Consider the following 14,223-nt stretch of genomic DNA (forward strand, 5'->3'; position numbering starts at 1 on the left):
GAAGATCGCCGCTGCACTTACATCAAATGCCCACACTTATCGACTGTTAATTGTTAAAGAACTGTATTCGGTTACTGCTTTCGCGCTATCGACAAAGCGTTGTGTTTGTCAGCTGCGAAGAAGGAAGAGTATGAAGCATTTCACTACTACATCCGTCAACTCCTTCTTTTTCCTCACTTTACGCTGCATTTGCATGCGTCGTTCAGCGAGGGGGCGAATTATAGCCAAGGCGCTGCGGCTCCGCAAGAGCCATTTATGGCAACACGAACGATTTCACCAAGGTCAGCTCGCCGGCGGCCCGCATCGGCACCTGGAAGCTCTGCAGCTTTTCCCGCGGCGTGCCTTCATTGGTGATGATCGATATGCGCGCGACAGTCAGCATGGCGGTGTTCTCGCCGCTGCCGTAGTAATTCACATAGACGTGATAGTTGCCCTTCACGGGCGCCGCGCTGGAAAAGATTTCCGGGCCATAGCCAGTGGTCACGTCCACATCCAGCGCGCCGCCATCTTTCAAGACGCGATTGCCATACCAGGCGTGGCCACCGTCCGGCGTGACCACGTGCATATCGAGGTCAGTGCCGGCGCTGTCCCACGACAGCACGATGCGCAAGCGCGCCTGCGTCTTGCCCTGGTAGCTGTCGACAAACTGGGTGCGCGCGCGGCTCCTGCCATCCGGCGAGCGTACTTCCACGCTATTCGAGCCGCTGCCGAATCCATACGGCCGCCCATAGCTGCCGTCCTCGCCCACTTCCATCGGCATCGCCACGCCGTTGACCACCAGGGTGGCGGGCTTGCCCTTGACGGCGCCCGCGATACGTCCCCGTATCTGCGCCGTTTCGGCCTGGCCCGGCTGCAGGTTGACCGAGGCGGCAGGGTAATTGACCGCCTGCGTATAGTCTTCGCGCGCGCCGGCCGAATTGCGCCAGCCGCCCTTCGGCGCATCGATGACGACCTGGGCCTGCGCCCAGAGTGGCAACAGCATCAGGGGAATCACGCAACGGATATAAAAACTCACAGGGCCTCCAGGTTAAGGTCGACGAGCCGGCGGGCCAGCCGCTCGACATATTCTTCGTCCTGGCCGCGCGGATGATGGCGCAGGCCAAGGTGTAAATATTCATGGGCCAAGGTGATGCGGTCTTCGCGCGAAGCCAGCGGGCGCATGAAGATGCGGTTGCGCGACTGCTCCGAATACGGCGCGCCGCTCTGCAGGGCGCAGACCAGCGGCGCTTGCGGCGGCGCCTCGTAGCCGGCCTCGCGCAGCAGCACGCGCTGCCAGCGCGGCACGGACCGCGCCAGCCAATCCTCGTTCTGCGCCAGGCGACGGCAACGCGCGCCGGTATTGCCAAAGGTACTCAGCGCGCCGCCGGGATAGGCCGCCGCCAGCAATTCATCATAGTGCTTGCCCTGTCTGGCCTGCCGCACCGCCTCGCTCCACGCCATCGTACCCTCGGACGACTGATTGCTGTGATAACGCACGGTGACGCCATCGACGATCAGCTGGTCGGTCCAGCGCGCAATCGCCAGCGCCGCCGGCGTGGCCGGGCTGGCACTGACGCGCTGGGTCGCGCTGCTATCGGCGATCTGCTGGCAGCCCGCCACGGTCACGGCGTTCTGCTGCAGATACGTGCGCGCGGCGATCGCCAGCGCCTTGGCCGCTTCCGGTTCATTCGTACTCGCTTCGCGATCGAGCACGCGCGCCACATATTCATTGACGCCGAAGCGGCCCCGCAATTGCGGGCGGCCGCCCTTCTCCTGCAACAGCATCAGTTCACCGGTGCTGCGCAAGGCCAGGTTCTGGCCATTCTCGAATTGCACATGGTAGCGGCCATTCAGCGGCCCGGGTCCAGCCACGCCACGCTCGCCGCGCACGGCACGAATCGGATAGCGCTTGAAGTAATCGACCACCACGCAGCCGCTATCGTCGGCCGCGCCGACTTTCGGCAAGCTGGCGGCCAGCCTGGGAGCCCACTGTTCAAAAACATTGCTGCTGCCGCCCGCGCCGCCAAACCAGATGGGCGTGCCATCGGCCAGCCAGCCGGCCGCGCCGCCGATACGTGCGTCGGCCCGGCGCTGCTCGTGCCAGGAGTACGTCTTCACGCGCAACTGGCTGCCGAACCAGCGCGCCGTGCCGGCGCCGCGCCCACTGCGTCCGTCCAGCACCACGCGCAGCAGCGCCGCTTCAGCATCCTGGCGGCTAGCGGCCGGGATGCTGCCCAACGCCCGCAGCAGGCTGTCCAGGCGCACCAGCCGCCCCGGCGCCAGCTGGGCGGGATCCGCCAGCCAGGCAAATTCGCCTGCCGGCGCGCTACCTAAACGGGCGGTCCAGTACTGGCGCCATGGCGCGGCCGTGATCATCAGGCGCCCGGGCGAGAAGAAGGGGCCGCACGATTGCGCCAGTGCCGCGTCGTGGCCGATGCTCTGGCCCGCATCGCAGCAATACACTTCTTCCGGATCACGGCCGCCGCAGCGGTAGTCGGGCATCGCCACCTTGTTATCGCTCGCATAGACATACACAAACAGCTTCCACAGGCTGGCCAGCGGCACTTGCCGCGCACCGTCGAACGGCGGCGAGAGTGGCAGCGTGGCGCCGCCCTGGCGCAACTGCCGCACTTCGGTCTTGCCATCCTTCCACCATGCTACGTCCAGCGACGCAGACCAGGCAGGTGCGGCCACCAGCAGGGCCGCCATCAATGCAGCACGTACCACGCGCATCACTCGACCTTCAGCGCGCGCGTGGTCTTGCCGCCGCCCTCGAAGGCTTTCTGCTCCGGCTGGTACATGCGGTAAAAGCGCGCTGGCGGCAGCACATAACTGCCCTTCTGCGCAAAGCGCAGCAGATGGCGTACGCTCACCTCGCCGGCCAAAGGCTCAATCGGCACGGCATAACCGTCGCGGCGCTCCGTGTGGCGCGCGCGTTCCAGCGCGGCCGGCTTGTCGCCCGCCATGACCATGCCCCAGGTCGTCGATTCGACCATGGCGCCCGGCGGCAGCGCCACTTCCAGCAAGCCAAAGCGGTGCTTCGCGCCCGGCGCCGCTTTCAAGGTGATTTCATCGAGGTACAACGCGTCCGTGCTGAGCGCCTCGCCCGGCTTGACCAGCTCCGTCGTGTAACCGCCCTTGCCCGCCTTCATGCGCAGGATGCGCCGTTCGACGGCGACCGGCAAGGTTTGCGCTTCGGCCGCGTAGCTGTCGTACTGCACCACAGCCAACGTTCCGGCCGGCGCCGGGGCGGCTAGACGCAATTTATCAGGTACGCCCTTGGCATCGCTCCAGCGCCACAGCGGCTGGCCGCTGCGACTGTCGCGTTTTTGCCAGGCGCCATCCAGCGCGACGGCCGGCCCCTTGCCGAACGATGCGCCACCCAGCTTCTTCTGCACCCAGAACAAGGTCATCGCGCGGTCCAGGGTCGGCATTTCGGCGCGCACACCGGCCAGTACCACATCGGCCTGCGATGGCGGTACTTCGCCGGCCTGCATCAGCAAGGCTTGCGCCACTGGCGCCTTCGACGTGCGCAGTACCTGCCAGGAATCGGCGACCTGCTGCTGCAACGCCGAAGGCAGGGCGATACCATTCTGGCTGGCGACCAGCGCCACCAGGCCAAAGCTCATCGCCTGCGCTTCGCGGTCAAGGGCTCCGCCCAGCAGCAGGCTGCCGCTGTCGCCCGCCTGGCGCGGCTTGCCGCCCAAGGTGGCGCCAGCGCTGTCGTCCACCAGCCCCGCTGCCAGCGTCTGCGTGGGCAAGCCCATCTCGCGCGCCATCCACAGCACCAGCGCTCGGTCGCCCATCGCATCCTTCAAGCCATGTTCGCTGTAGACGGCCAGCAGCTTGTTCCAGTGTTCGGGCGGCAGTTCGATGTGCAGCGCGCGCGCCGCGTACCAGTCGGCGTAATAAGCGTAAGCCGTCATCAGCGCATTGCCGGCCGTGGCGTTGCCCCACCAGCCGAAGACGGCGTTCGGACCGGCCATCGAGACCAGGCGCAGGCGCTGCGCCGTCAGCAGCGTTTGCAGGGCGCCGGCGTCCGGCCCCAGGCTTTGCGTAGCCAGCGCCAGCGGAATCAAACGGCTGGCCGTCTGCTCGACGCAGCCATACGGATAGTCGATCAGGTCGTCGGCAATGCGCGCGAACTGGCTGGCTGCTCCCTGCGCGAACGAGACGCGGAGATTGCGCGCGTCGGCCGGCAGCTTGAGCGGCATATCACCGGTCACGCCATCGAGCGGCAGCGCCAGCGAACGCGGGCTGCTCCAGGCGGCGGGCAGCGTCTGCATAGCGGTATCGAGCGCATCGACCACTTTACCGTTCTGCTTCAGTTCCAGGCGCAGCGGCCCGCTAGCGCCAGCAGCGAGCGGAAATTCGACGTAGTTGACGCCCGGTTTGGCGGACAGCTTTTCCGTCTTCGGCTGCGCCCCGCCGGAAAGAACGACGTCGAGCGCCTGCTCCTTGCCCGTCTGGTTGAACACGGCCACCGAGGCTCGCGGCGCATCGCCGGCGCGCATCCAGTCGGGCGCCGTCCACTTGGCATAGTAATTCTTGTCCGACCGCAGATAGGCGGTGCGCTGGCCGACGCGTCCCTGTTCATCCATCGCACGGCCCGTGATGCGCCAGCGGGTCAGCGCGTCGGGCATGGTAAAACTCACGCGCGCATTGCCATTCGCGTCGGTTTTCAGCGACGGCGCCCAGTAAGCCGTGTCAATATTGTCGCGGCGCGGACGCTCCAGCACCTTGACGCCGCGCTCGTTGTAATTGTGGCGCGCGGGCGCGCCGGCAGTGCGGCCCTGCGCCATATCGTAGCTGATGAACGACAGGCTGGCCGTCGTGCGCACGTTGTTGCGGCGCGGGTGATAGAAGAAGTCGCCGATGTCGGGCGCGATTTCCGGCTGCAGCACATAGATCATTTCATCGACCACGCCCAGCGCCACCAGGGTGCTCAGGGGCTTGCCGTCCAGCGTCGCCTTGACGTCCAGCGTGACCTTCTCGCCAGGCTGGTAGACTTCCTTGTCGCTTTTGAACTGCAGCGCGATACGCGGCTCGATCACTTGCAGGCCCGCGTTCTCGAACACGAAGTCGCCATTGCGCGTGTACGCCACCGAAAACGTCATGTTCGGGCCATGCTCCTCCTTGACGAGAATGCGCACTCGCCACTGCCGCGGCGCCACACGCTTCGCCTGGTACCAGTCAGCGGCACCGGCCATCAAGCCATGGTGCTCCACCTTGTCACGCTCGAGCGTCAACAGGGCCTGGTCGACCTTGTCGGAGAAGGTGATCAAGGCCTCGGCCGTGTCGCCCGGACGGTAGCGGGCGCGGTCCAGCACGATCTCGATGCTGCCCGGCGCCGTTTGCACGCCATCGCCGGCGACCCAGTGGCTGGCGGCGGCCAGCAGGTTGCCGCGTTCGTCGCGCAGCGCCAGCTGATACGAGCCGGAGGCCGGGAATGTCACGTCCCAGCCCTTGGCAGCCGGATCGAACGCGCCTTCGGTCTTGCTCTGTTTTTCCAGCTGCACCATCTCCCAGCGCACGGGCTTCGCCGCGCCCTGGCCATCGGCCAGCAAGTCGAAATGCACGTTTTGTCCCGGATCGGAAAACTGGCGCGTCGCCTTCAACTGATAGCTGCTGCTCGAACGCTCTATCATCAGCTCGCGCGTCGCCTTGACGCGGTAGGCCGCGCCATCGGTCGCCAGCACGGTCAAAATGTAGCGCGAGGGATCGGCGGCGGGCGGCAAGGTGAAGTCCACATTGCCGCTGCCGTCGCTCGTCACTTCCTCGGTCTTCAAGGCCACGGGGAACAGGCCGCTGTAACGCAGCTCGCCCTCGACCATGGTGTTTTGCTGGCCCCGCAAGGACAAGGTCATTTTCGCATTTTTTACGGGCTTGCCATCGGGGTAGCGCAGCGCGATGCTGCCCTTGACCGCCTCGCCCGTCTTGAATTCCGGTTTCGAGGGCTGGATGTTGATTTCAAAGTGCGGCTTGACGTATTCGGCCACACGGAAGGCCGCGCCATACACGCCATCCTTGTAATTGAAGCGCAGTTCATAGCCGCCGGCGGTGGCTTCCGTCGGCAGACGGAAGCGCGTGTCGGCGCCCGTGTCGCCGGACAGCTGCAGCGTTTGCGTCAGCAGCGGCGTGCCATTCGGATTGAGCACGGTCAAGCTGACCGGTGCTGCGCTTGCTGCCTGCGAGTTGCGCGCAGAAGTAAATTCGCGGCCCAAAAACTTGACGTTGACTTCATCGCCGGGACGGTACAGGGGCCGGTCGGTCACCGCATAAATCTTGGTATTATAGATTTCGCTGTCGTAGTAAAAATTCTCGGATACGAACACACCGCCATCGCGGTCCTGGCCCAGCACATACGTATGTTCGGGGCTGCCGCGCTCGAGCGACGCTACGCCGTCGGCACCCGTGGTGGCCGACTGCAGCACGCCGGTGCCGTCCGTCCACGCCACGCTGGCGCCTGCCACGGCGGCGCTGGTATCGCGCCGCGCCGTCCATACCAGCATCTGGCCGGACGAGACCTTGGTGACGGCCACCGTGTCCGAGACGAACACCAGGGTGGTGGCGCGGTGCTCGCCGATGATCGCTTCGATCAGGTACAAGCCCGGCTTGCGCTTGCCCAGCGGGATCATCACGTTGCCGGCGCCGGCGACGATGAAGTCGCTGCTCGAGCCATCGAGCTTGACGCCTTTCGGCGGGGCGATGGCCTTGGCCTGCCAGATCGGATAGCGGAAGCTGTCGACCAGCTCCATGCCCTTGATCGGCTTGTACTGCGGGTGGTTGGCAAATACGGTCGGCTTGCGGATGGCGTCATTCGTCGCCAGTTGCGGCTGTTCCTTCGTGACCGCGCGGCGCGCTTCGCCGGAAAACAGCTTGCGCCAGGCCAGGCGCGACTGCTTCCACCAGCTATCCCACAAAAAACTCAAGGTGTTGGCCAGGCCCTCGCCCTGGTAATTGCCCTCGACCTGGATGCGGTGCAGATTGCGCTGTTTTTTCAGGAATTCCATCGCTTCGGGCACGCGGTAGACGACGATGTCGGCGCCCGAATACGCTTCCAGGTTCATGCGCCCCATGTCGCGCCCGGGCACTTCGAGACGCACGCGCGCCTCGTCAGTGCTGCCGTAACTGGCATCCGACAGCAGAAAGAAGGGTTCGCCCTTGAAGGTACTGTAGTTGCTCGGTTCGCGTTCCTGCGCCCAGGCGCCGCCAATGAGCATCAACGCCAGCAGGCTGGCAAATAACAGCTTCATGACAAAAATCGGCCTCATGATAAAAACGCCAGCCGGAACACGCCGGCGAAATTCGGATTGTTGACCACAGGTTGCCACCGCGTGTCCTTCCAGCTCGTAAGTTCTTTGATATCGACGGTCCGCAGACCATTGTCGTCGGGGGTGACGGTGCCGGTGTGGTAGGCGATGCGCGCACCCATCCAGACCATCAGGTGCTGTTCGTCGCCCTGGTCGAAAAACAGCAGGTCGCCGGGCAGCGCCTGGCTGATTTCGCGGGCGATGAAACGGCTGTTGTGCTGCACCAGCGCCAGCGCCGTGACGAAGTGGCCGACCTTGCCATCCGTCTGCACCCAGCGGTTGCGCAGGGCCGCCTGGTTCGCGTCCAGTTCCAGTTCGGGCGGCAGGCGCCGGTCGCTGGCGATACGTTTCGCATGCAGCCACTTCGCGTCATGCACGGTGAGCGCTTCGTTGACGGCAAAGCGCACCAGGCCGGCGCAATCGCGGTGCGTCCAGCGCGGCGACGGTCCCCTTTCGATCTGCACGTTGACAATGCGCAACATCCAGGCCTGGAACGCGCGGCTCTGGGCTTGCGACAGCAGCACTTGCGGCCCGGCGGCCGCGCGCAGGGCCCAGGCCCGGGGCACAGCCACGGTGGCGGCGCCCACCGCCAGCCAGCGCAAGGCGGCACGGCGCGCATGCCGCACCGTCATCGCGCCGTCTCCTGCCATTCCAGCGTTTCCCACGACGTGCCGCTGGCTGGCTGCCGCTTGAGCACCATGCGCAGCGGCGGATATTTTTTCAAGGCGTTCAGGCGCGGCACCAGGTGCTCATTGGCGGCCGCACGCAAGACCGGTTCGTTATTTGCCGGCAGGGTATCGAAGGCTTCCAGCTGGATCAGGCGGGCCAGCGAGGCCGGCGCGATCAGGCCGATCGTGTGCGCGCCATCGGGCAGCAGGTCGCTGGCGGCCGGCGCCTGCTTGCGGCGCACGGCCAGCACCTGGTCGACCAGCTTGCCGTCGGCCGAGAAGACAACCGTATTGCCGGCCACGGCCAGCGCCGGCGTGGACTGACCGAGGGCCGTGGCGACGCTGCGCTCCCAGCGAATGGCGCCATCCTTGCCGGTGGTCTTGCGCACGGGATCCTGGCCGCCGATGGCCGCCGCGAACAGGCTGCCATAGACAGCATCGTCGCCGGCCTGCGCACTGCGCGTGGCCACGAACACGGGCGTATGCAGCCGCGAAGTGCCGTACCAGCACGCGGCGGCGGGGCCTTGCAAGTGCCCGGCCAGCGGCGCCACCGGCTCGGACGTCTTGTCGCCCAGGCGCTTGAGCACGGGCTGCAGCGCGGCCCAGTCCACTGGCACGCTGAAGCAGGCGCTGGGGTTATGCGGCAGCACGGGCCACAGGGCGCTGCTGTCATAAGCACCGTTTTTCAGTTTATCGGCATTGAGCAGCACCTTCGATTGCCAGGCGCCCTGTTGAAAATCGAAGTGCAGCGCTTCGAGCGCGCCAAAGAAGGGCTGGTAGCCAAACGACAGGAAGTCCGCCTTGACGGCGATGCTGTGGCCCTCGGGCGCGGCTGGATCGAGATGGAATTGCGCATGAAAGACGTTTTGTTTCACCGGCTCCGGCGCCAGCAGGCTGGCCACGGTCTTTTCGGCCGTGCCATCGCCATGCTTGCCGTCAGCGCCGCCGTACAGCATGCCGGGATGGGACAGGATGACCAGGCGCTGGCCGTGCGCGGCAAACAGCAAGGTGCGCTGGTAGGCATAGTTCAGCGCATACACGGGCACCTGGCCGCCATCGACGTGCAAGCTGCCGGCCACGCGCATTTGCGTATCCTTCAAGGCGATCTTGCCCGCCTCTTCCAGCAGGCGCGTCAGCTGGCTGCGCGACACGGCGATGGCGAAATGCTTGAGCGAGCCGTCGGCATCGCGCCACAGGGCCACTTCCGCCGGCTGGTCCAGCACCATGCGCAACAGCTGGTCGCCCCAGCCCAATTCATGCTCGTAGGCGATGCGGCGCAGGCTGCCCTTGAGCCCCAGCCGGTCTTCGCTTTGCTCGTAATAGAACAGGAAATCCTCGCGCAGCACGTCGCGCGCCAGCGGCACCGTCAACAGGTCGCGCGGCAGGGCCGACAGGCTTTTCGTGCGGACCAGCGCGTCGGGCCGCGATAAATCCAGCTTCAGGCCGTTGACCGGCCCCAGCATGCCCCAGCCGAAGACCCGGTAGCCGACCAGCGCGGCCGCCACCACGGCCACCCCGGCCAGCGCCCCGAGCAGGACTTTCTTATTGAGTACTTTTTTCGCCAGCACCGTATATCCCTTTTTACCCGCCGTAGCATTGACAAGTTAGTAATTATTGACAAATGGTAACATGACGTTTGTGGCCGCAGCGCACAGCTGACGCGACAGCGTAAAATAGCGGTTTCGCCGATTCAAACGCCTCCCATGACCATCCTGCTCTCCACCCTGAACGCCCGCTATACCCACGCCTCGCTGGGATTGCGCTATCTGCTGGCCAATATGGGCCCGCTGCAGGCGCAGACGCGGCTGCAGGAATTCGTCATCGGCACGAAAACCACGGAACTGGTCGAGCGCATCCTCGTCAACAAGCCCCGCATCATCGGTTTTGGCGTCTACATATGGAACGTCGAGGAAACAACGAAACTGGTGGCCATGCTCAAGCGCGTGGCGCCCGAGGTCATCATCGTGCTGGGCGGGCCGGAAGTGTCGCATGAGGCGGGCGAGCAGGAAATCGTCAAACTGGCCGACTACCTGATCACGGGCTGGGGCGACGTCACCTTCCCCAAGCTGTGCGGCGAGATCCTCAACGGCCCGAAACCGCTGATGAAGATCCATGCGGGCGTGCAGGCGCCGCTGGCGGAACTGCAGCTGCCCTACTCCTTGTATACAGACGACGATATCCGCCACCGCACGATTTACGTGGAAGCGTCGCGCGGCTGCCCGTTCAAGTGCGAATTCTGCCTGTCGGCGCTGGACAAGACGGCCTGGCCCTTCGCCCTGGAGAACTTCCTGGCCGAGATGGAGTCCCTGCATGCGCGCGGCGCCCGCCTGTTCAAATTCGTCGACCGCACCTTCAACCTGAACATCAAGACCAGCTTGAAGATCATGCAGTTCTTTTTAGACAAGATCGAAGCGAATCCGGACGATCCCATCTACGCCCACTTCGAGCTGGTGCCCGATCACTTGCCCGACGCCTTGAAAGAAGGCATCAGCAAGTTCCCGCCCGGCGCGCTGCAGTTCGAGATCGGCATCCAGAGTTTCAATCCGGACGTGCAATCGCTGGTCAGCCGCAAGCAGGATAATCAAAAGGCGGCCGATAACATCCGCTGGCTTTGCGAAGAATCAAACGCCCACTTGCACGTGGACTTGATCGCCGGCTTGCCGGGCGAGGATGAAGCGAGCTTTGCGGCCGGATTCAACAAGCTGGTGGCCCTGAAACCGCATGAAATCCAGTTCGGCATATTAAAACGGCTGCGCGGCACGCCCATCATCCGCCACACGGAAAACTATGGCATGGTGTTCGACCCGCACCCGCCCTACACCATCCTGGCCAATAAACAGCTCGATTTCATGAGCATGCAGCGCCTCGTGCGCTTCGCCCGCTACTGGGACCTGGTGGCCAACTCGGGCCGCTTTGCCAATACCGTGCAATGGATGCTCGGCGATGCGCCGTTTGAAAACTTCATGGACTTTTCGAACTGGCTGTACGCCCACACGGACGCCACCCACCGCATCGCCATGGAACGCCTGGCCAAGCTGGTGGCGCAATGGCTGCAGACGCGCGGCATGAGCGCGCTCGAGGCCAACGCCCTCGTGGCCAGCGACTATGCGGGCGGCGCGCAGGCGGCCGCGCACGCCAAACCCGCCGAAACAAGCAAGGTGCGTCCTGACGTCGCCCTGCCGCAGCGGCAGGCGCGCCACCTGGCGTCCTGAGGGGCCGGCGATTGAACAGCGGTGGCGGTCTGCGCCATTCTCCCTTAAACTGGCGCGATGCCGACTGTACAATCGCCGAAACTGACCCTCTCCCAGACCAGCTCCCAACAGGGAGCCGTCGTCACTGCCAGCGGCACCTGGCAGGTGCACGCGCTGGCGCATGACAATGCCATCAAGGCCATCGAGGCCCAGCTCAAGCCCTTGCAGGGCGATACCAAGGTGCAATGGGACTTGTCGGCCATCGACAGCATGGACCATATCGGCGCCCAGCTGTTCTGGAATGCCTGGGGCAAGCAGCGCCCCGCGCAACTGACCCTGGCGCCATCGCTGGAAGAGTTTTTCCGGCGCATCGAAGAGACGGGACCGCTGCAAACGCCGCCCTCGCGCGCCAACCGCCTCACGCCCGTGATGAAACTGGGCATGGCCATTTTGCTGTTTTTCGAACATTTGAAGGGCTTTATCGCCCTCGTCGGCCAGGTGACGCAGGATATCGGCCGCTTCGCGCGCCATCCCATGCGCGGGCCGTGGCGTGAAATTTCCGCCAATATCTTCCATGCGGGCTTCCAGGCGCTGGGCATCACGGCCCTGGTCGGCTTTCTGATCGGCGTCGTGCTGTCTTATCTTTCCGCGCAGCAACTGCGCGCCTTTGGCGGCGACATCTACCTGGTCAACCTGCTGGGCATGAGCGTCATCCGCGAACTGGGGCCGTTATTAGCCGCCATCCTCGTGGCCGGGCGCTCCGGTTCGTCCATCACGGCCCAGTTGGGCGTCATGCGCGTCACGGAAGAGCTCGACGCCATGCTGGTGATGGGCATTTCGCACGGTTTTCGCCTGATCATGCCGAAAGTGCTGGCCCTGGCCATTTCCATGCCCCTGCTCGTCATCTGGACGGATACGGCCGCGCTGATCGGCGGCATGGTGGCGGCCAAGGTGGAATTGAACTTGTCGGCGCGCTACTTCATCCAGAAACTGCCCGATGCCGTACCGCTGGCCAACTACATGATCGGCCTGGGCAAGGGCGTGATTTTCGGCATGCTGATCGCCCTCGTCTCCTGCCACTTCGGCCTGCGCATCAAGGCGAATACGGAAAGCCTGGGGCGCGGCACCACCACCGCCGTCGTCACGGCCATCACCGTGGTGATCCTGGCCGACGCCGTGTTCGCCATCGTCTTCAATGGAGTGGGCTACTGATGGCGAACGACACCGATATCGCTTGCGGCACCGGCAAGGAAGGCCAGTTCAACCTGCACGGCAGCGCGCCCGTGGTGGACATCACCAATCTGTGGACCAAGTTCGGCCGCACCGTCGTGCACCAGGACTTGAACCTGGAAATCGAACGGGGCGAAATCCTCTCCATCGTGGGCGGCTCCGGCACGGGCAAGACGGTGCTGCTGCGCCAGATGCTGGGCCTGGAACATCCGGCGCGCGGCTGCGTCAAAGTCTTTGGCGAGGATATCAACAAGGCAAGTTCCGACCAGCTGCAACAGTTGCGCAACCACTGGGGCATGCTGTTCCAGCAAGGCGCCCTGTATTCGGCCCTGACCGTGTTCGACAACGTGGCCCAGCCCATGCGCGAATTGCGCGTGCTGCCCGAGGCGCTGGTGCACGACGCGGTATTATTAAAGATGAACATGGTGGGCCTGGGTCCGGAACATGCGCTGAAAATGCCGTCGGACTTGTCTGGCGGCATGATCAAGCGCGTGGCGCTGGCGCGTGCCCTGGCGCTGGAACCGAAGCTGCTGTTCCTCGACGAACCGACGGCAGGCCTGGATCCGGACCTGTCGGAAAGTTTTGTCTCGCTGATCCAGTCGCTGCACCGCGAGCTGGGCTTGACGGTCGTCATGGTCACGCATGACCTCGACACCTTGTTCGCCCTGTCCACGCGCATCGCCGTGCTGGCGGAAAAGCACGTGATCGCCATCGGCCCCACGCGCGAGGTGATCGAAGTGGACCACCCGTTCATCAAGCAATTTTTCCTTGGCGACCGCGGCAAGCGCGCACTGGCCGTCCTCGATGAAAAACAGGCGGCAGCCAAGGCCGCACAGCCAGGCGACGACGCCGGCACAGACAAGAAAGCGGAAAAGTAATGGAAAACAGATCACATGCCCTGATGACGGGATTTTTTACACTCACCCTGCTGGTGGCCGCCATTCTGTTCGGCGTCTGGTTCAACCGCGACCGCGTGGAGCGGGTGCCTTACCTGCTCGCCACCACCCTGTCCGTGCCGGGCCTGAACCCGCAGGCGACCGTGCGCTACCGGGGCCTGGAAGTGGGCAAGGTCGACGCCATCGATTTCGATACGCAAAAGGCGGGGCAAATCCTCGTGCACATCAGCGTGGCGCCCGACACCCCCGTCACGAATACCACCTTTGCCACCCTGGGCTACCAGGGCGTGACGGGCATCGCCTACATCCAGCTCGACGATGAGCACGTGGGCTCGAAATTGCTGGGCACCAGCAAGGACAAGCCGTCGCTGATCCCCCTGCGCGCGGGCTTGCTGGACCAGCTGGAAAAACGCGGCAAGCGCATCCTCGACCAGGCCGAGCAGATCACCAACAAGGTGAATAATCTGCTCAGCCCGGAAAACCAGGCCGCCATGCTGGGCGCCTTCAATGAAGTGGGCAAGGCGGCCAAGGCCTTCGGCGCCATCCCGCAGCAGCTGGAACCGACCCTGACGCAATTGCCGCAACTGACGGAACAAACGCGGCAAACCTTGACGGCCGTCAGTACGGCCAGCAAGAACGTGTCGGACTTGACGGCCACGTGGAAAAAACTCGGCAACGACATCCAGGCGCCCGGTGGCGTGCTCGAGAAGGTCAATGGCACGGTCGACCGGGTCGGCCATTCCGTGGAAACGGTGGCCAACGGCGTGTCCTTGGAAGTCTTGCCGCAGGTAATCGAGCTGAGCGGCGAGGCGCGTTCCTCGATGCGCGCCCTGAAAACCACCATGAGCACGCTCAATGAACAGCCGCAGAGCATCCTGTTCGGCGCCCCAGACATCCCGCCCGGCCCGGGCGAGCCCGGTTTTTCGGCGCCCGGCAAATAAGGAGA

General features: G+C 64.5%; 9 protein-coding genes. 4 read left to right on the top strand and 5 right to left on the bottom strand.

The window, feature by feature from the left end; all coding sequences use genetic code 11:
* Positions 1–253 precede the first annotated feature (253 nt).
* The 5 genes from ACQVLG_RS06020 to ACQVLG_RS06040 are packed head-to-tail and all read right to left on the bottom strand — an operon-like array spanning position 254 to position 9,528.
* Positions 254–982, bottom strand: coding sequence for a YfaP family protein (locus ACQVLG_RS06020; protein ID WP_230542136.1), 729 nt, complete (start codon positions 980–982; stop codon positions 254–256).
* Positions 983–1,011: 29 nt separating this feature from the next.
* Positions 1,012–2,712 (bottom strand): DUF2300 domain-containing protein, encoded by a 1,701-nt coding sequence (locus ACQVLG_RS06025; protein WP_230542063.1) that lies wholly within the window; start codon positions 2,710–2,712, stop codon positions 1,012–1,014.
* Positions 2,712–7,235, bottom strand: coding sequence for an alpha-2-macroglobulin family protein (locus ACQVLG_RS06030; RefSeq protein WP_474293404.1), 4,524 nt, complete (start codon positions 7,233–7,235; stop codon positions 2,712–2,714). Before ACQVLG_RS06030 ends, ACQVLG_RS06025 begins: the two co-directional genes overlap by 1 nt.
* 14 nt (positions 7,236–7,249) lie before the next feature.
* Complete coding sequence (locus tag ACQVLG_RS06035) at positions 7,250–7,924, bottom strand: DUF1175 family protein (RefSeq protein WP_474293406.1); 675 nt, start codon at positions 7,922–7,924, stop codon at positions 7,250–7,252.
* A complete protein-coding gene (locus ACQVLG_RS06040; protein ID WP_474293408.1) occupies positions 7,921–9,528 on the bottom strand; it encodes a DUF2138 family protein in 1,608 nt (535 codons plus the stop codon). Before ACQVLG_RS06040 ends, ACQVLG_RS06035 begins: the two co-directional genes overlap by 4 nt.
* Before the next feature lie 135 nt (positions 9,529–9,663).
* Between ACQVLG_RS06040 and ACQVLG_RS06045 the strand changes: the two genes are divergently transcribed.
* From ACQVLG_RS06045 to ACQVLG_RS06060, 4 genes are read left to right on the top strand one after another with little or no spacing between them, the layout of a single operon-like run.
* The gene (locus ACQVLG_RS06045; RefSeq protein WP_474293410.1) at positions 9,664–11,172 is read left to right on the top strand and encodes a B12-binding domain-containing radical SAM protein; all 1,509 of its coding nucleotides are present in this window, start codon (positions 9,664–9,666) and stop codon (positions 11,170–11,172) included.
* 57 nt (positions 11,173–11,229) lie between these two features.
* Positions 11,230–12,363 carry an MlaE family ABC transporter permease gene (locus ACQVLG_RS06050; RefSeq protein ID WP_230542068.1) on the top strand — a complete coding sequence of 378 codons (1,134 nt, stop codon included), beginning with the start codon at positions 11,230–11,232 and terminating at the stop codon, positions 12,361–12,363.
* Positions 12,363–13,259: an ABC transporter ATP-binding protein gene (locus tag ACQVLG_RS06055; protein WP_230542069.1), complete on the top strand. Its 897-nt coding sequence runs from the start codon at positions 12,363–12,365 to the stop codon at positions 13,257–13,259. The genes ACQVLG_RS06050 and ACQVLG_RS06055 overlap by 1 nt, the downstream gene beginning before the upstream one ends.
* Positions 13,259–14,218 carry an MlaD family protein gene (locus tag ACQVLG_RS06060; protein ID WP_474293412.1) on the top strand — a complete coding sequence of 320 codons (960 nt, stop codon included), beginning with the start codon at positions 13,259–13,261 and terminating at the stop codon, positions 14,216–14,218. Before ACQVLG_RS06055 ends, ACQVLG_RS06060 begins: the two co-directional genes overlap by 1 nt.
* Positions 14,219–14,223 lie beyond the last annotated feature (5 nt).

It is taken from the genome of Janthinobacterium sp. TPC_1, assembly GCF_056037845.1.